The sequence below is a fragment of the Methanococcoides orientis genome (genome assembly GCF_021184045.1).
GTDB classification, from domain to species: domain Archaea; phylum Halobacteriota; class Methanosarcinia; order Methanosarcinales; family Methanosarcinaceae; genus Methanococcoides; species Methanococcoides orientis.
The window spans coordinates 2,041,811-2,059,973 of the sequence record NZ_CP073710.1 but is presented as its reverse complement, the minus strand read 5'-3'; the positions used below and the strand labels follow the sequence as shown (position 1 = coordinate 2,059,973).

Sequence of the window (18,163 nt, the reverse complement as noted above, 5' to 3'; positions counted from 1 at the left end):
AGAAAATGGACAGTATGACCTACAAAACAGCAGAAGAGAAATCAGATGATCAGATCATCACGGATTCTCAGAAAGCTGCTTCTAATTATAATTACGATACGGTATCGGGTTCGACCTATTCAGGCCATGGCGATGCAACTTTTTCACAGACGCCTTCTCTTGCTCCCATGGTAAAGCAACCGGATGGTCTTCAGGCTGCTCCCCAGCCTTCCCAGATCATCATCGTGGGAACCGCACATGTTTCGGAGAAGAGTGTCAATGAGGTAAAAGACACTATTGAACGCGAGAAACCTGATATAGTGGCTGTAGAGCTTTGTAAAAGCAGATATGATTCACTGAAAGGTGAAGTCAAGGACTCAGAGATACCCATCAAGGATATTCTAAGCGGTGGGAAGATCTACTATTTCCTTGTACATCTGTTGCTTGCCTATGTGCAGAAAAAGATCGGAGATGAAATGGGTGTCCAGCCGGGTGCTGAGATGATCACTGCTATCGATGCCGCAGAAGCCAGCGGAGCAAAAATAGCGCTTGTTGATCGTGATATCCAGCTGACCCTCCAGCGTTTCTGGAGCAAGATGGGTTTCTTTGAAAAACTGAATATTGTTGTGACCCTTGTTGCTTCTGCTTTAGGGATCGGTTCATCAAAAAACATTGATATTGATAACATCACCAATCAGGACATGGTTACCATGCTCACAGATGAGCTGCGTTCTGCATCTCCGAATGCTGCTGCTGTTCTGATAGATGAGAGAGATGCTTACATTGCAGGCAATCTCGTCAAGATCGCCAAAGGCGGCAACAAGAAGATAGTTACAGTTCTTGGTGCCGGACATAAGACAGGGGTCGAGAAATATCTCAAGGACCCAAAATCCATACCTCCAATGTCATCACTTACCGAGCTTCCCCAGAAGCGCTTCAGTTTCATGAAGGTTCTCGGAATTGGAATCGTAGCTTTGGCAATTGCAACCTTTGCGTTGCTGATCATGTCAGGTACACCAATTGAGCTCTTGCTTCTGGCCTTTGGCTGGTGGTTCATCATAAACGGTATCTTAAGTTCCATCGGAGCTGCCCTTGCAAAAGGACATCCGTATTCGATCATCACTGCTTTTCTTGTGGCATGGCTCACATCCCTGAACCCGATGATGGCTGCAGGATGGTTCGCAGGACTTATGGAAGCTAAACAGAGGAAACCTACTACTGAAGACCTTAAGGAAGTTGTCAAGCTTGAAAGTTTCAAAGAGCTTCAGCAAAACAATTTCTTCCGTGTGATCATGGTAGCTGCATTTGCCAATATTGGAAGTACCATAGGTACGTTCCTTGGTGTTTATGTTATGGTCCAGGTAACAGGACATAATCCAATAGACTTGATCAGTGCAGGTCTTACGGCGATAGGTCTTTGAAGTGACCTATTGCTCATTATTTTTTGAATGATGTTTTTTGTATCAATGGGATGTCAGGAAGATTTTCCCAGACATCTTCATAATTATCGTATTTTGTCAGCACATCAACGATGACAGGCAACGGATCAGCCCATATCTCCGGGAGGTCAGCTTCGCCTGTAACCTTTATTTCATATGCAAGAATCTCTTCCGGAGGGTTGAACTGTGCATCAATACTTTTCTTATTACCTCTTGCATCGATGCGATACCAGCCTGTCTCAGGCAGGTAGACAGCATTTAATCCGTGAAGACAAAAAGGTTCACCATTTTCATCCCTGCTCAGACGCTGGTAGCAAAGCCCGGTTGGAATGGAACTTGCTCTTAGTAAAGCTGCAAGAAGATGGCTTTTTGCATAACAGTAACCAGTACCTGCTTCCAGCACTTCCGAAGCTTTCAGTGTGATGGGGTTCATGCAGTGGTCATGACTGTGATATATCTCATCCCTTACCCACTCAAAACAGTTCCTTGTTATTTCGACGACATCATCCAGCCCGAAAGCAAGTTCCTTTGCCAGCTTTTCGACTTTCGGATGGTCCCAGTCGATTATTTCAGTAGAACGTAGGTATTCCTGCATGGTTTCACCTCTGAAATTCTAAGACTTAAATGTAATGGTTTAGTAAAAAAAATCTTAAAAAACTTAATAGAAACCAAAAAAGAAAAGAGAAAAAAGGACGACCTTATAAGAGGTCGTGGAGGTTGAACTTGTGTGGTCCGAGGTTTCCGCCGTAGTTACCTGCGGTGATCTTCTTGACACCTGGAACTGTTACAGCTGCTTCGATACCTGCTGCCATTGCCTCGTTGATTGCGTCTGCATCCACACCGTTGATGACGATCTCATAGACACAGTTGACATCTGCAGGGATCTCTGAACCTTCTACCTTGTCCTTGATGCTTGGGCAGAACTTCTCATTAGCTGTTGCCTTGAGGAACTTGTACTTGTTTGCTCCTGCCTTGGAACCGCTTGCAACTATTCCGCCTGGGAATGGTGTGACTACACCCTCGACAGCCTGGATAGAATCAACTGCATTCTCTGCTGCGGTAAGAGCGTTCATCTGTGAGTCTGCGAAGATGAAGAAGTTTCCACCTGCAATAGCTTCTATTCCACCAATGGAATCTTCTACAAGGAAGTCACCCTCCATCATTGGGATTACGTGCATCTTGCGGTCGCCGACCTCTGTCTGGGACTCTGTTCCGTCTGCGAAGTACCTGAGCTTGTTTCCGGTGTCGAACTGTTTCTCTGCATCAGGGAAACCGTTGAACACTGCGGTTGTTGGTGCTGTGAGGACACACTGGCCAATGCGCTCAAGGAGCTGACCTTCAAGTGACTTGTATCCGAAGGTGTAGATCTGGATATAAACACCTGGTCTGCCGTCTGGTGTCTCACTACCGTCTACGAACATCTCGATGCCGGCTTCAGCAGGGCATCCAATGACGGATGTTCCAAACCCGGTTGCTTCCTGAGCTGCAACTGTTGCCCAGCGCATTGTTGCGGCTGTGATCAGTACACGGGCCATTTTGATTGGAAAGGCCTCTGCAAATGTATCTTCGATCTCTACTCCGTTAAGTTCCATTAAAAACACCTATATAATTGATTATTTAGTATGGATTAGAAGACTATTACAATACATATATGTTATGTCCATAGCGATAGACAACATGAGCCCGTCAGATCAGGTCATAATTTCCTCCATTCTAATTTGATGGTCTCATTTTATACGCCCAGACCGAATCCGTAAATTCCATCTTTTCTTCATCAATCCAAATTCTTAAGAGCCATGATTGGTGAACTTTTTCTTACATGTAGCGATCAGAATTGCGGATGTGATGACAGGCAACCAGACCAGAAGAAAAAGCGTGGTCAGCCATTCCCCCAGCAAGACCAGGAAGACGGTCATGAAACTTAGGGGTATAACTAATAATAGGGTCGAAATCACCAGCTTTAAGTGGGTCCTTTTCCGGATGAAGTGTACGGCTGTTAGGCAGAGCCCAAAAGCCAGGAGTGCCATAAACCCGGAAGCCAGGCGCCTTGATAGCGGGGCGAGATATCCTTCGGGAGCAGCCGTAAATCCCAATACTGCATAAAACAGTAAAAAGAAAGCTGCAATACCTATGGAGATGAGGGATCCACGCAACAAGTATTCTATTTTGAAAGAGAGATACGTGTCGAATTCCCTGCTTCCCAATCCCACAAGAATTGCACCAAACAAGGCTAAAATAAATGAGAGAAATCCCCAAAGAACTGCTGTAATGGATCCTGCTACTATTATTGCAAAAATAATCAAAAATATGGCAATTATGGTTCCGATTGTCGGGAATACGGGGTCCCTGCTGAAAAACGCCTTCAATCCACCCACCAACGTGATTATGGAAAAGGACGCCCAGAGTAACAGGGCTATATTCATGGATCTTCCTTCAAGACCTCCTGGGTAATGTGGGTACCAGGGCTGGTAATCGTACCATTCAGGAAAAATTCCGGCGAAATTGGAAAGAATGACTACTACTACGTAGACAGCTGCGATGCCTCCTGCTAAAACAAGCAGGGAAGCACCTACTTTGGATATAGTCAATGAATCCTCTTTCATCGATTTCGATAATATATTCAACTCGGACATTGATAAACACCACACATTAACTGGTGAAAAAGAATTCTGATTGGCTGCAATGACAGGACTTTTTTACATATCAAGTGTCTCTCTTTTTACCACAACTATGGCAGTATCTTTTGTGTACACAAATGGTGCCTCCACATTCAGGACAGGTCCATCTTTTCTTTTCATTTGCCACAAATTCTTCTAAACCAAATCTTTTGATATATTCGAGATTTTCGATCATGCTCATATTGTATTTGGTTCGATACCTCTCATCTAACTGTTTCAATCTGCTGCAGGGGAACTTTTCACACTCAAAACAGAATTGTGCCCTGCTATTTTTAAAAGTAGGACAGTGCTTGATCTGTTTGCATTTGGAGCTAGTGACATCTAATTTTCTACAGCCGGGGCACTTATTTTTATCTCTCAGGTAAGCCGTGCAGATGCCACAGTTCATCCCGCATGGGGCTATAAGTGAAAGATCATTCAGGGTTTTCATGATATTATATTATTTTATTTTTCAAACTATACATATAGTTTCCATGGCTGAGAATAGCGTATTTAAGGCAAAATAAAAAAATCATAAATCTCTAGTTTTGTTCTCCATCCTAAAATTTATATAGTTTCTTGATTTTAATAGAATAAGCTAAAATAATTATATGAAGTTCTGGTATTTTTTGTATAATAATAAAGCAGCTTTGAAGAACAAAGAGGCATTGTTAATAAAATGCGGAGATTCAAAATGGATATGCAACCTGGTTTGGGGAATATAATTCGCGTGGATATAGCCAGAGATCACAGTCTTGTGAAGATGATAAGTCTTCTAATGATAGCATTTTTCTTTTTTGTTCTGGGTATCTTCATCGATGGTTTTGAGATCTTAGCCTATGTTACATGGTATCTGGGAGTTGTGGCCTTAATTCTATGGGATCGCACTACTGTGGAGTTGACAAACGATATGGTAAAAATTCACCGTCCCTTTTTTGGTTCCACAATCCTGAATAAGAAAGACATAACAGAAACCTTGATCAAACGTAACTATAATTTTACGCTTCGATATATATGGTACCTGATTATGGTAGTTATGTCGGTCTATCTTTTCTATGGTGTATTTTCTGATATCCAAATGTATCAGATACAGCATGCTCCACTGGATGCATTAATTCGCTTAATCCACTCACAATCGATGTTAATTTCTTTATTCATCGCACTATTTTTTAATCTGGAGAGAAGGCTCAAACATTCCACTTTACTCAAAGTGAATACAAAGGATCGAAGTTTTGTATTTTATCCCGATAAACCGGATGAATTTGAAAAAGTGATTACTAATTGTAGTTGATCGTAGAATATTTGTACAAAATTATACTCTTCGACGTCCAGACATTCCATTGGCCTTAAAAAAAGTAAGGCAGGATTTAGTAAACTTCCCCGCCATATTTCTCTAAAAAGATCTGATAAAACTTATCATCGCCTGTTTTGTATTCTGCAATATCCATTACAGAATCCTGTATCATGCTTGCAGCTTCATCGTATTTTTCCATTTTTGAAAAGGCAGTTCCAACTGCGCCGACAGGTACTGTGAGTTCTGAACGCATTGAAGATATGCATATCTCCTGAAGTGAAATAATGACCTGCTGGACCATTTCATCAGCCTTTTCATACGATTCGTCCTTAAGAGCTGTAGTTCCAACCTCTTCGAGTTCTGTTATGGTCCTCGAAGTTTCATCTCCAAGATGCTCGCGTGAGGCTGCAATTCCAAGATCACGCATTGCCCAGACCACTTCCAGTACATCCCTGTGAGACATGATTTTACCCATTTTCCTGAAGGAGTCCATCAGTTTTTTGAAAGCATCCTGTCTTTCGTTGCTTTCCAGTCTCAGGACCTTAGTACCGATATCGCGCATTGTGATTACGATCGATCTGGGATAGGTCGTATATTCTTTGCTTGCTGCTATCCTTGCAATTTCCAGCATTTCTTCATTTACTGCTGTCATTGTGGATGTGTCCCCTGAAAACACAGCGTTGTCCCCTATCTCCCTGAACATTAGCAGACCTTTTTCCACTGCACTTTCATGTTTCATTTTTGCAGCTGTCCTCACGATGTCTCCTGCAGATTCTGCAAACTGGTGTTGTATACCTTGTTTGTGTTTTCTTTTTGCCGCTCCGAAAAGAGATAGCATTGCTACCAGGGATTCGATAGCACCTGCCTGACTTCCGTGTTTTGAGGCTGAAGCTCCGATAGTACCTATGGAATTGACAATATCTTTTGTTGCCTCGCTGTCCTTTTCTAATGCAATGAGTCCCATTTCAAGCAAATGTGAATTCACGTGTCTGGTAATTTCCGTGGTTTCCTTTACACCTGTCATGAGATTCTTTGTAACGGTGGTGATCTTTTGCAATCCTGTTCTAAACTTATCTTCATCATTGTTCCTGATAGCGCATCGGATGCTATCAACAACCGGAGACAATGGATCATCTACATCTCTTGCTGTTTGTTTTGCTGAGATCTCTATCAGGTCGTAAGAGGTAACTTTCCCCAGAATATCATCAAACTCTTTCACGATGGATTCTTTATAGAGACTCTTTGTTATGGAGGATCCGATGTAACTCAGGATCACAGCAACTGCAACTACAAGTCCCAATAATGACGGGTCATGAAGCTCCAGCAGATGGGCCACAGAAATAGAAAATATGGTGGTGCCTGTTATGAATGAAAAAGTGTAATTGACCTTTTTTCTTTTCGAACTTTGCCAGAGGGTAGTTGCCCACAGGGATCCAAAGAGAGCTAAAAGCATACCGTCGGTGGCGATCTCTGGCGTAACCTCAGCTGTCAGCAATGCTGCTATTACTGATATCTGAACTGAAAAAGCTCCTATCGCAAGATCTGAACCAATACCTGACAGGTCCATTTTCAGATTGTGGCGTATCATCATGTCAGCGAAAAGGAAAGCTGCTGTCAGACCTATTACCATGGCGGTATCGATAATTGTGGTGAGTAGGATCTCCATATTAACACTATCCTTTATCTTAAGGTATTTTTCAAAGTTTGGCTCCGCAGTATTTACAGTAATAAGCATCAGTATCGTGACCCTGCAAGCCACAGTTGTGACAAACTATGTTCACTGCAACATCCTTCATCTCTTCTGCTATCTCTACAGGCATGGCATCCATGCTCCTGTTAATGATAGAATGGGTAATGATGCCTGTGGGAACTGCGATGATCGAATAACCAAGTAACATTACAACGGATGCCATTGCTTGCCCAAGTGGAGTAACAGGTACCAGATCCCCATATCCCACAGTTGTCAGTGTTGTTACAGCCCAGAAGATGCTTCGTGGGATGCTTGTAAATCCGTTTTGTTCTCCTTCAATGACATACATAATGGAACCTAATATTATTACAAGGTTCATGACAGTAAATGTGAAAACAGTTATTTTTTTACTGCTGTCTTTAAGGGCCTGTACCAGTATTTCGGCCTCTGAGAGGTACTGGACAAGTTTTAGCACCCTGAATATCCTTAGCAATCGCAATACTCTTATTATTAGCAGATACTGGCTTCCTGGCAGAAGCATGCTAAAATAAGTTGGAATTATAGCAAGAAGATCGATGATCCCAAAAAAACTGGTTGCATAACGTACTTTGCTTTTGACACTAATGATCCTCAGGAAATACTCAATGGTAAAAAGGGCGGTGAATATCAGTTCTGCCATGTAGAGCTTCTCATGGTGAACACTGCTGATCGAATGGACACTGTCGAGCATTACCACGATAACACTCAGAACGATCGCTGCGATCAAGGCAACATCAAAATATTTTCCATAAGGTGAATAGGATTCAAAGATCAGTTTGTAGAGCTTCAAACGCCAGCCATTGGAATCCGGTCTGTTCTCCCCCTCTTTGCACAATCTGTATACCATTATCCTTCTCCTCAGGAACAAGGCGATTACTTTGTATTCCGCTATGCGTATAGCATTCGGAATCTGAAACCAAATATATCTTTATTGTATTATAAAGCATTCTGAATTACAGCTACAATTAAACAAAACATTTATTTCCTTTCATCTCATATTTGAGATGCATCTCATATTTGAGCCAACAAAGGTCCTGAAAATGCATCGCATAAATTCTCTGAAACATCTTGCCCTTCTGGGCGCACTCAAGAGATCTGTCAAGATCTCTTCCAGTGAGTTTACTAAATACACTTCCACCAGTTCCAAGACAGCTGCAAGAACGTTAAAACAGCTTGAGGAGGAAGGCCTGATCAAACGCAGTATCATCCCTGAAGGCCAGATGATCTCCATAACCGATGAAGGTCGTACATGGCTTGAGAGGGAATACAGTGATTACAGGCACATCTTCTGTGGAGATGAAAAGAAGGTGGAGCTGTACGGAAATGTGATAACAGGGCTTGGCGAAGGCCAGTACTATATTGCTCAGGAAGGTTACCGCTCCCAGTTCGAGGAAAAGCTGGATTTCGTACCTTATCCGGGCACCCTGAATGTGAGACTTACCGATCATAGTGCAGACGTACAGAAGAACACCGGCCGGAAGGATATGATACAAATTTCCGGTTTTACGAACGGTCAGCGTACTTTTGGAAGCTGCAATTGCTATTTTGTGGAGGTTGAAGGCATCCCCGGTGCAGTGGTGACACCTGAACGTTCACATTATCCCCATGACCTGCTGGAGATCATATCCCCTGTGCATCTCAGGGAGACACTTAATCTCAAGGACGGGGATGAAGTAAAGATTACAATAGAAGACCGAAGTGCATGTGAGTGATCCTATGAGTTCCAATGAAAATTACACTGATAACATCAATAAAGCATTGAAGGCCGCGCAAAACGGCGAGATGTTCTTCATCTTCGATTCCGACAGTCGTGAAGGAGAGACCGATTTTGTGATCGCTGCAGGAGCTGTTACTCCTGATGACGTGCGCTGGATGCGCAGGGACGGCGGCGGACTGATCTGTGTAGCTCTGGATGGCGAATCTTCTGAAAAGCTTGGTCTCCCTTTCATTTCCGATATCCTGCGTGATGAGATAGAGAACTACCCTGCCCTTGGCACTACCGTTGAAAGGGGCGGAGATCTTGCCTACGACAGCCGCTCTTCATTTTCCATCTGGGTGAACCACAGGAGAACACGAACAGGAATCCCTGACAATGACAGGGCACTGACAATAAACGAGCTCTCAAATATAACCGAGAAGGTCCTCGATGGCGAAAATGTCGATTTCGGCTCTGAGTTCCGTACACCTGGCCACGTTGCACTTCTGCGTGCAGCCGACAGACTGGTACATGAGCGCAGGGGACAGACCGAACTCTCCATTGCGATCGCAAAGATGGCAGGAGTCACACCTGCAATGGTGGTCTGCGAGATGCTTGACGATGCTAGCGGCAAGGCCCTCTCCAGAGAAGATGCAATGGAATATGCACGCCTGCATGATCTTGTCTTCCTTGAAGGACAGGAGATTGTGGATGCATATGAGCAGTGGGAGAAAGCTTAAAGCTTTACTTTCACCCTCTTTTTTACCTTTTTTTTCAGAAAGAATGATATACTGAAAAGTCTTATTATAGTTCGACCCCGTGGGGCCGTAGGGTAGCCTGGTCCATCCTGCAAGGCTGGGGGTCTTGCGACTTGAGTTCAAATCTCAGCGGCCCCATCAAATCCAAATTCCGACTCGGCAGTCCGCGTCCTTTTTCGTTTTACATTTCTATTGATTTTCTATATTGAGATTAAATCGGCTCTGTAGAGATCCTCAATGTAGTGTTTAAAGACCTATTAGATACTGCATGTTTCATGTTGTGCCGGAATAGAATGAAAATGGAGTTTTGAAATCGGCTCAATTATTATATTTATCTGATTGCTGATTAAGCAATCATGTTTTACTCTATGCGAACATGATTAACATAAAGGAATAGATTGTCTTTTTATTATTCTATATTTAAAGCAATTATAACAAGGAGGACTACATGAATATTTTACATATCTCTGATCTGCATTTCGGTCCTCGCCATTGGGATGGAGACGATCAGATCATGCTGGAGAAAATCAATTCATTTGATGCCGATATCGTCATCAATACCGGAGACAATACGACAGATGGCCTGGAAGATGAGTTCGATGAAGCGGGTCGCTTTCTAAAAGCCATTAAGTGTAAAAATGTCATCTCCACCTGGGGTAATCATGACAAACGAAATATGCGATCTCATGAATTCTTCCGGAAATATATTGACAATTCTGAGATCATCTCTATCTCTGAAACGATAAAAACACGCAAGAAAAACATTTTTTTAGACCGGGAAATTACCAAAGTTGAGGATTATTTTACCGATATAAATTTCATCAAGTCCATTTCGATAAATGGAAAAACAGTATTGATTATCAGTATCGATACCAATGAACTATACAGTGATGATGGGTATGTTGAAAAAGAGATCCTGAATGCTGTTTCAAAAGAAATTGAACAGATTGAATATGACCTGCCTTTGTTGATCACACATTATTCTATTTTGGGTACTGACGAGTGCCCCCTGAAAAATTCCGCAGCACTGATCGATTTTGTACAAAAACATAAAATTGAATACGTTTTTTGCGGTCATACCCACGAACTGGAAATTATGCGAACTAATGATCTATATCAAGGGCATTCCTTTACCCATTTTATGTGTGGCAGTTTGTCCTCTAGCAATCATTCCAACGATGATAACATGTTCTTGTATTATGAAAATGTGGGTAGCGATGATATGCATCTGCATCTGATTCGAATTTTTTTGGAGAAAGGTAAGGTACATTTCAAACAGGAAAATGTCTTTTAAGAGAACATTGCATGTTTTGTTTGGCTGAGGATTTCTACAGAGCCATTAAATCCTTCATTTTTATAGACATAATAAGAAAAATGAGAAATCTATATCAAGTCTCATCACAATTATTTATTAAGAATAAGGATTGGTGATGTATCATTACTGCTGTTATCGTAGCTGAGGATCTGAAGAAGGTATTCGGGGAATTTCTGGCCGTTGACTCGGTGGCTTTTTCCGTGGAAGAGGGGGAGGTCTTCGGTTTCCTGGGACCCAATGGTGCGGGTAAGACCACTACCATGCGGATGATACAGTGCATCTCTCCCATGACCTCGGGTAAGCTGGAGGTCTTCGGAATGGATGTTAACAGGAAGCAGCGTGAGATCAAATTCAATATGGGTGTTGTTCCTCAGGAGAATAATCTGGACCCTGATTTTACTGTCTATGAGAACCTCCTTGTTTTTTCACGATATTTTGATATTCCTGAAGCTGAGGCCAGAAGGAGAGTGGAAGAGCTTCTTGAGTTCGTGCATCTGGAGGAGAAGCGCGATACCATGACCGAATCCCTGTCGGGTGGTATGAAGAGGCGGCTGGTGCTTGCACGGGCATTGATAAACAGACCCAGAATGCTGATACTGGATGAGCCTACGGTGGGGCTGGACCCGCAGTCCAGGCATTTAATGTGGGATAAGCTCAAGGGGCTCAAGAAGGAAGGGGTGACCATTGTGCTTACCACGCATTACCTTGAGGAGGCTTCCCAGTTGTGTGACCGGCTCGTGATCATGGATAATGGTAAGATACTGGTTGAAGGCAGTCCTGAGGAAATGATCAGTGAGAACATAGGTCCTGCCATAGTGGAAACTGAGGCTGTTCCCGGTGTGATCTCATGTCTTGATAATCATCAGGCTAACTATGAGATCCTCGGGGAGGAAGTGCAGATATATACGGATAACCCGCAGGAAGTGACAGATCATCTGTTATCGGAGTGTGAGCTTACCAGTGTCACTGCAAGGGCATCGACGCTTGAGGATGTGTTCCTGAAGCTTACGGGCAGGAAACTGAGGGAGTGAGATCGAATGAACATAGGGATGTATTTCAAGATCCCGGAGTTGACGCCGGGGGCCATTAAGGTCTGGCGACGGAACAAGGACGTTTTCATGAAGAACGTCAAGCTCAATTTTTTGCCGCCGTTCATTGAGCCTCTGCTCTACCTGTTTGCAATGGGTTTCGGGCTTGGACTGTTCATCGAGGAGATAGACGGTGTGCCCTATGCGAAGTTCATTGCTCCGGCTCTGATCTCTGTTTCTGTGATGTATGGTGCGTTCTTCGAATGCAGCTACGGGTCCTATGTGAGAATGTATTACCAGAAGACCTTCGATTCCATCATTGCAACACCTTTGAGCATCGAGGACGTCATAATCGGGGAACTGTTGTGGGGTGCTACCCGAAGTACGATAAGTGCAACATTGATGCTTCCTGTGATTGCATTGTTCGGGCTTATCAGTTTTCCCCATTCACTGCTGGTGATACCGTTCGCTTTCCTTGCGGGTTTGCTCTTCGCATGCATCGGAATGTGCATTGCAGCGGTCACCCCGAACATAATGTCAATCAACTATCCGGTGCTGCTTTTCATTACACCGATGTTTCTTTTCAGCGGAACGTTCTTCCCACTTAACGTACTGCCTGAGCTCATTCAGTACATTGCACTTGCAATATTGCCACTGACCCATGTTGTAATTATAATAAGGGCACTGACCTTTGGAACACCGGGATTGTTCCTGCTGATTCATCTCCTGTGGATAGTGGTCGTCTGTGCAATTGGTTTTGTGGTATCGGTTAATATGATGAAGAAAAGGCTGGTTGTCTGAAAAACCGGTTTTTGTCTTTTTTTGAAGAGAATGAGCAGGTTCATTCATCTTTTTTGCTTTTTTTCATGTCCATGCATCTTCGGGAATTCTCGCATCCGAGGCTGCGCCTGTAGTCCGACCGGATCTGTGACCGTGCTGTCTTTACCATAAGCTCATCGAGATCTTCATCGTCAGGCAGTTCTTGCTCTTGCTTTTGCTCCTGCTTCTCTTTCTGTTTTTGGTCCCTGTCCTTTTCGTCGGTCATTTATTCTCACTTTTACGTTTTGTAAAATAGACGCTGAATATCTTTAGATAACTTTAAGCATAAAAAATCTACATATGTATTGTTATCTAAGGATGTGGAATCATGAAAGTATTGGGTATTGTAGGAAGTCCCCGTAAGAACGGGACCACGGACACGGTAGTGCAGAAAGTGCTTGAAGGAGTTGCAGAGAACGGTGCTGAGACGGAAACGATCTACATCAATGATCTGAACTTCAAGGGATGTCAGGGATGCGGTTTCTGTAATGTGATGCCTGAATGCAAGCTCAAGGATGAGATGACAGGGGTCTACACCAAGATAGAGGAAGCAGACGGTTTTGTATTCGGTGCCCCGATCTATTTCCTGCAATTTTCAGGCCAGATGAGGCTTTTCCTCGACCGCTGTTATGCACTTGTGGACGCTGACCTGAACCCGAGGATACCAAAAGGAAAGAAGGCTATGATCGTGAGGTCCCAGGGTGATTCGGATAAGTCATCCTATGAGAGCGTTTCCGATGAGTTCGCCGATGTCCTGAAGACCTACTTCGGAATGGAGATCAAGGACGGGCTGGTCGTTGCAGGATTTGATCTTCCCCGCGACGTCATGAAAGACACTGAACTTCTGGAAAATGCAAAGCAGGCTGGTCTTCATCTTATGGACTGAGCTTTCTTTTTTATTTCAATTTCTTTCTTTTCTTTTTCTTGTCCTTCCAGACCTGGATCCTGCATTAGATCTATTTGAGCTTTGAATTTATAACTTCGAACAGTTTCGAAGTTTAAGCTAAGTATATACCGTATAGGCTCCAATTTTCTCTTTAGATAATAATGATCTAATTTATGGGAGTGCTAAAATGAGGTCCATCGGTATTGTACAAAAGTCATTCATTGTATTGTTCCTGCTGTCGTTTATGTTGATAGCAGGCTGTATAGGCCAGGATGAGGATGTGGATTATCCACCAGCCAACGAGGCTTTGTCCTGTGAAGAAGGAGGTACTTATTCCTCAGAGGATGAGTACCTTATACTTGTCCCGAAGGCATTTTTCTCAGGCGGGGAAAGTTCTGTGACCATGTCGGCTTTCCTTGATGCTGCTCCTGTAAGCAGGTGTTTTGAGTACACCCTTACGAGTGCTTCAGGTGAGGTAATTCCACTTGTAAAGGCTGCTACATCAGATTCTGGCAACTCGGTTGCTAAGTTCGATGTCCCGGAGGTAGAGGAGGGCAGTTACACACTTACTGCAACTCCGGTGGGTGCTGAATCCAGCTTCGAAACGACCATACAGGTCGTTCAGAACAATCCGATCTTCATAGAGACAGATAAGCCGATCTACAAGCCCGGGCAGACCATCCATGTGCGTCTTCTTTCCCTGAACAACAACCTTGTTCCTGTTGTCCAGAACACCACCGTGGAGATATCGGATGCCAAAGGCGTGAAGATTTTCAAGGATGATCTCACCACCAACGAATACGGTGTTGCATATTTTGATCTCCCATTGGCCTCCGAGCTTAACCTTGGTACCTGGAAAATAAAGGCAACATCCGGCACATCAATGTCAGAGGTTGACATCAGGGTGGAGAAATATGTGCTCCCGAAGTTCGATCTGGAAGCTTCCACCGAGAAGAGCTGGTTCCTTGTAGATGATCCTATTACAGGAACGGTCTCTGCACAGTATTTCTTTGGAAAGGACGTCGAAGGTGACGTTGAGATAAAGGCTATGAGATATGTGGGTGTCTGGGAGGAATATGCAACTTTTAGCGGCTCACTTGAGGAAGGTTCGGTCGAGTTCGAGCTTCCACCCACGGAGTATGTTGCAGGTACCTTTGGTGCCGGCGGACAGGGCAGTGTAATGCTCAACGTCACCGTAACAGACACCGGAGGGCACAGTGAGGAGACCACCGAACTGCTGACCATCGCACAGAACGAGCTTGTTCTCCAGATGATACCTGAGTCTGATTCCATCAAGCCAGGAATGCCGCTTCAGGTCCTAATAGTCACAAAGGATCCCGGAGGGGAACCGCTGGAGAAGGACGTAAGTCTTGTTGTGAGCTTCCTTGACGATAACTATGACTGGGACGAGCAGAAGCAGATCGTCAGTACTGAGAACGGTGTTGCTCTTGTCACACTTGAAGTACCTGAAGATGCCCTTGAGATGGAGATCTCTGCTGTCTCTGAAGAGGTCAAGGTATCCGATCATCTGAATTCCGTCTACTCCCCCAGTGCAAGCTTCCTGCATTTGAGCCAGGTAAGCGAAGGCACGCCTGAGGTTGGAGAAAGCATCGTCTTCAAGGTATATTCCACCAACAAGGGAACGGTGTTCTATGATGTGTTCGCAAACGGCAGGACTGTCTATTCAGCTACCAGCGATGAGGCACAGATTAGCATTCCGGTAACGCCGCAGATGAGTCCCACTGCAAAGGTTGTCGCATACATGATCAATCCGAACAATGAGGTTTCAGCCGACAGCCTGCCATTCGATGTGCAGTTCAGCACCCAGGTGGACCTGTCCTCAGGATTCGATAAGGAAATTGTGGAACCCGGTGAGAATGTGTCAGTGGAACTGGATGCAGGCACTCGGTCAATGATCGGCCTTTCCATAGTCGATGAATCGGTCTATGCACTGAGCGAGGGCAGGCTCAACCTGAAGCAGGTCTTCGATGAGCTTGAGATCAGGTTCATGGAACCGCAGGTCGAGGCACACCCGAGGTATTACTGGTATCAGGAGACTGCAAGCGATGTAATCGATGATGCAGGCCTGATAGTTCTGGCTTCCGGTGGTCTTGATGTTCCTAAAGGTCAGGCAGAAGTTGCTGAGGGTGGTTTTGTCGACCGCATGTTCGCAATGGACGACATGGAGATGGTCGAGGAAGAAGTTATGATGGAAGCTCCTGCAGCAGCACCTATGGAACCAACTGATTCAGGTGCAGGAACTCCACTTGCAGAGCCGGAAAGGGTACGCCAGTTCTTCCCTGAAACATGGATCTGGATGCCTGATATCATGACGGATGAGAACGGACTGGCATCCCTTGACCTGAACGCACCGGATTCCATCACCACCTGGAGGCTGCATGCAGTGTCCTCCAGTCCGGAAGGCATTGGAATTTCCGAAGCAGGCCTGACAGTATTCCAAGATTTCTTTATTGATCCTGACCTTCCTTACGCCGTAATTCGCGGGGAAGAGTTCCCTGTGCAGGTGCAGGTCTACAACTATCTTGACAAACCTCAGGAAGTCCAGCTGACACTTTCCGGTGCGGACTGGTTCGATCTGGTGGGAGAGGATGTTGTTAAGGTCACTGTGGACGCCAACAGTGTGACCCATGCAAGCTTTACCATCAGGCCTACTGAGGTAGGTGTTCAGGAGGTCGAACTGACCGGACAGACAACAGAGAAGGCCGATGCTGTCAGGAAGACAGTGATCGTTGAGGCAGAAGGTGTCACCAGAGAGATCGTGGACAATGGCATCCTCAAGGAGGGTTCCGTTGAACTGGATACCACGTTGCCTGAGGACATCGTGCCGGATTCCGAAAAGGTGCTGGTAAGCTTTACACCAAGCATTGTGGCACAGACCATCAGTGGTGTCGACGACCTTCTGGGCATGCCATACGGCTGTGGTGAGCAGAACATGATGCTGTTCTCAACCGATGTGGAAGTGCTGAGATATCTTAAGGCCACAGGACAGCAGAACCCGGAGATAGAGGCCAAGGCACAGACATACATAATTACCGGTTACCAGAGGGAACTGACCTTCCAGCGTTCCGATGGATCTTTCTCCGCATTCGGGGAAAGCGATCCTGAAGGCAGTCTGTGGTTGTCAGCATTTGTGCTCTCACAGTTCAGCGGTGCCAGGGATATCACGACCATAGACGAGAACGTCCTGAGGGATGCAGCAGATTGGATCGGCTCACACCAGAAGGTGGACGGCTCATGGGAGTCCGTGGGTTTTGTCATCCATCAGGACATGATGGGCGGTGTCAGCGGTACCTATGCTCTGACGGCATACATCACTCTCGCACTTGATGAGTACGGGTATTCCACTCCGGAGGTCATGAACGGTGCTCTGGGATACCTTGAGGATAATCTCGATGCTCAGGACGACCCGTACACTCTTGCGGTCGGAACTCTTGCACTTGAAAAGCTTGAGAGCGAGAGAGCAGACGAGGCAAGGGCTAAGCTGCTTGCAATGGCAAAAGAAGATGAGAACGGCATGTACTGGGGCTATGATGACGTGGTTCCGGAACCCTACGAGTATGGTGGCTATGGCATCTATCCTGTCTCAAGCAAGAACGTTGAGACCACAGCCTATGCAACACTTGCCCTGATAGAGGTAAATGACCCTGCAGCAAGCTCATCCCTTAAATGGATCGCAGCCCAGCGTAATTCCAATGGTGGCTTCTCAAGCACCCAGGATACCGTCATGGCATTCAGGGCACTGATGACAGCTGCAGCAGTCGCAGGAAGGGATGTGAATGCTACCATTACGGTCACAGGAGATGGTGAGGAACTCAAGAGCCTCAGGGTCACATCCGAGAACTACGATGTGGTTAACATCATCGAGGTTCCGGAAGGTACCGAAAGCGTCAACATGACCCTCGAGGGAAGCGGTGAGCTCAACTACCAGCTTGTGAGGAAGTTCAATGTGATCCTTCCGGAAGTCATCGAGCATGAGGAGATCGAGCTGGATGTGAAATACGATTCCACCGATGTAGCTGTGGATGACATCGTGAACGTCGATGTCCGTCTGAAGTACAACGGAATGCCGGGAATCCGGGGTGTTGTCGAGTCAAGTGGCATGATGATAGTGGATATTGCGGTGCCAACAGGTTTCACACCGGTTTCTGCAAGCCTTGAGGAGCTCAAGGAAGATGGCACCATCACGCGCTATGAGATCGCAGGCCGCAAGGTCGTCCTCTATATCGATGAGATGATGGTCGGGGAGGAGATGAACTTCTCACTGCAGATGAGAGCCATGTTCCCTGTCAAGGCAATGGTGCAGGAGAGCAGTGCTTACTCGTACTACAATCCGGATGTGAAGGCAGAGGCAAAGGGAATGGACATCAATGTGACATGATCCTTTCCTCATTTTCTTTCAAAGCAGCAGGCTTTGCTGATTTCCTGCTGTTTTCTTTTTCCTTTTCTTTTTTTTTGAACATTACAATTGCTACTTCTTTTATTGAGGACACATTGAAGGCATTATATTTTGGAGCCAAAATTTATATACAGTAAGCATGTATT

General features: G+C 45.0%; 16 protein-coding genes, 1 tRNA gene and 1 pseudogene. 10 read left to right on the top strand and 8 right to left on the bottom strand.

Going from position 1 to position 18,163, the window contains the following annotated elements; genetic code table 11:
* Positions 1 to 5 precede the first annotated feature (5 nt).
* Complete coding sequence (locus J7W08_RS10010) at positions 6 to 1,400, top strand: TraB/GumN family protein (protein WP_233084327.1); 1,395 nt, start codon at positions 6 to 8, stop codon at positions 1,398 to 1,400.
* Positions 1,401 to 1,416: 16 nt separating this feature from the next.
* Here the strand turns inward: J7W08_RS10010 and J7W08_RS10005 are convergent, their stop codons facing one another.
* From J7W08_RS10005 to J7W08_RS12250, 4 genes and pseudogenes are all read right to left on the bottom strand, one after another.
* Positions 1,417 to 2,013: a transglutaminase-like domain-containing protein gene (locus tag J7W08_RS10005; protein WP_233084326.1), complete on the bottom strand. Its 597-nt coding sequence runs from the start codon at positions 2,011 to 2,013 to the stop codon at positions 1,417 to 1,419.
* A gap of 103 nt (positions 2,014 to 2,116) precedes the next feature.
* Entirely contained in the window at positions 2,117 to 3,010 is an 894-nt protein-coding gene (fhcD, locus tag J7W08_RS10000) for a formylmethanofuran--tetrahydromethanopterin N-formyltransferase (protein WP_048196020.1), read from the bottom strand.
* A gap of 195 nt (positions 3,011 to 3,205) precedes the next feature.
* Positions 3,206 to 4,051: a hypothetical protein gene (locus J7W08_RS09995; RefSeq protein ID WP_233084325.1), complete on the bottom strand. Its 846-nt coding sequence runs from the start codon at positions 4,049 to 4,051 to the stop codon at positions 3,206 to 3,208.
* A gap of 271 nt (positions 4,052 to 4,322) precedes the next feature.
* Positions 4,323 to 4,526, bottom strand: a pseudogene (locus J7W08_RS12250) (DUF3795 domain-containing protein); the annotation flags it as partial.
* Positions 4,527 to 4,769: 243 nt separating this feature from the next.
* Between J7W08_RS12250 and J7W08_RS09985 the strand changes: the two are divergent.
* Entirely contained in the window at positions 4,770 to 5,366 is a 597-nt protein-coding gene (locus J7W08_RS09985; RefSeq protein ID WP_233084324.1) for a hypothetical protein, read from the top strand.
* A 76-nt stretch (positions 5,367 to 5,442) separates the two neighbouring features.
* Here the strand turns inward: J7W08_RS09985 and J7W08_RS09980 are convergent, their stop codons facing one another.
* A complete protein-coding gene (locus tag J7W08_RS09980; protein WP_233084323.1) occupies positions 5,443 to 7,104 on the bottom strand; it encodes a hypothetical protein in 1,662 nt (553 codons plus the stop codon).
* Positions 7,067 to 7,945 (bottom strand): ion transporter, encoded by an 879-nt coding sequence (locus J7W08_RS09975; protein WP_233084322.1) that lies wholly within the window; start codon positions 7,943 to 7,945, stop codon positions 7,067 to 7,069. Before J7W08_RS09975 ends, J7W08_RS09980 begins: the two co-directional genes overlap by 38 nt.
* Positions 7,946 to 8,138: 193 nt before the next feature.
* Between J7W08_RS09975 and J7W08_RS09970 the strand changes: the two genes are divergently transcribed.
* The 6 genes from J7W08_RS09970 to J7W08_RS09945 all read left to right on the top strand — a co-directional run bounded on the left by J7W08_RS09970 (position 8,139) and on the right by J7W08_RS09945 (position 12,696).
* Positions 8,139 to 8,810: a winged helix-turn-helix domain-containing protein/riboflavin kinase gene (locus J7W08_RS09970; RefSeq protein ID WP_233085761.1), complete on the top strand. Its 672-nt coding sequence runs from the start codon at positions 8,139 to 8,141 to the stop codon at positions 8,808 to 8,810.
* Between the two features lie 4 nt (positions 8,811 to 8,814).
* The gene (gene ribB, locus J7W08_RS09965) at positions 8,815 to 9,534 is read left to right on the top strand and encodes a 3,4-dihydroxy-2-butanone-4-phosphate synthase (RefSeq protein WP_233084321.1); all 720 of its coding nucleotides are present in this window, start codon (positions 8,815 to 8,817) and stop codon (positions 9,532 to 9,534) included.
* 81 nt (positions 9,535 to 9,615) lie between these two features.
* Positions 9,616 to 9,690 (top strand) — tRNA-Pro (locus J7W08_RS09960).
* A gap of 310 nt (positions 9,691 to 10,000) precedes the next feature.
* Positions 10,001 to 10,846 (top strand): metallophosphoesterase family protein, encoded by an 846-nt coding sequence (locus tag J7W08_RS09955; protein ID WP_233084320.1) that lies wholly within the window; start codon positions 10,001 to 10,003, stop codon positions 10,844 to 10,846.
* Positions 10,847 to 11,055: 209 nt separating this feature from the next.
* The gene (locus J7W08_RS09950) at positions 11,056 to 11,898 is read left to right on the top strand and encodes an ABC transporter ATP-binding protein (RefSeq protein WP_259370105.1); all 843 of its coding nucleotides are present in this window, start codon (positions 11,056 to 11,058) and stop codon (positions 11,896 to 11,898) included.
* A 6-nt stretch (positions 11,899 to 11,904) separates the two neighbouring features.
* Positions 11,905 to 12,696, top strand: a complete 792-nt coding sequence (locus J7W08_RS09945) for an ABC transporter permease (protein ID WP_233084318.1) — start codon at positions 11,905 to 11,907, stop codon at positions 12,694 to 12,696.
* Between the two features lie 40 nt (positions 12,697 to 12,736).
* Here J7W08_RS09945 and J7W08_RS09940 read toward each other — a convergent pair whose 3' ends face one another.
* Complete coding sequence (locus tag J7W08_RS09940; RefSeq protein ID WP_233084317.1) at positions 12,737 to 12,940, bottom strand: hypothetical protein; 204 nt, start codon at positions 12,938 to 12,940, stop codon at positions 12,737 to 12,739.
* Positions 12,941 to 13,042: 102 nt separating this feature from the next.
* Here J7W08_RS09940 and J7W08_RS09935 point away from each other — a divergent pair, with 102 nt between their 5' ends.
* A complete protein-coding gene (locus J7W08_RS09935) occupies positions 13,043 to 13,600 on the top strand; it encodes a flavodoxin family protein (RefSeq protein ID WP_233084316.1) in 558 nt (185 codons plus the stop codon).
* 187 nt (positions 13,601 to 13,787) lie between these two features.
* Complete coding sequence (locus J7W08_RS09930; RefSeq protein WP_233084315.1) at positions 13,788 to 17,999, top strand: alpha-2-macroglobulin family protein; 4,212 nt, start codon at positions 13,788 to 13,790, stop codon at positions 17,997 to 17,999.
* Here the strand turns inward: J7W08_RS09930 and J7W08_RS09925 are convergent.
* A complete protein-coding gene (locus J7W08_RS09925; protein WP_233084314.1) occupies positions 17,986 to 18,138 on the bottom strand; it encodes a hypothetical protein in 153 nt (50 codons plus the stop codon). The two genes, J7W08_RS09930 and J7W08_RS09925, sit on opposite strands and share 14 nt — an antisense overlap.
* Positions 18,139 to 18,163: the final 25 nt, after the last annotated feature.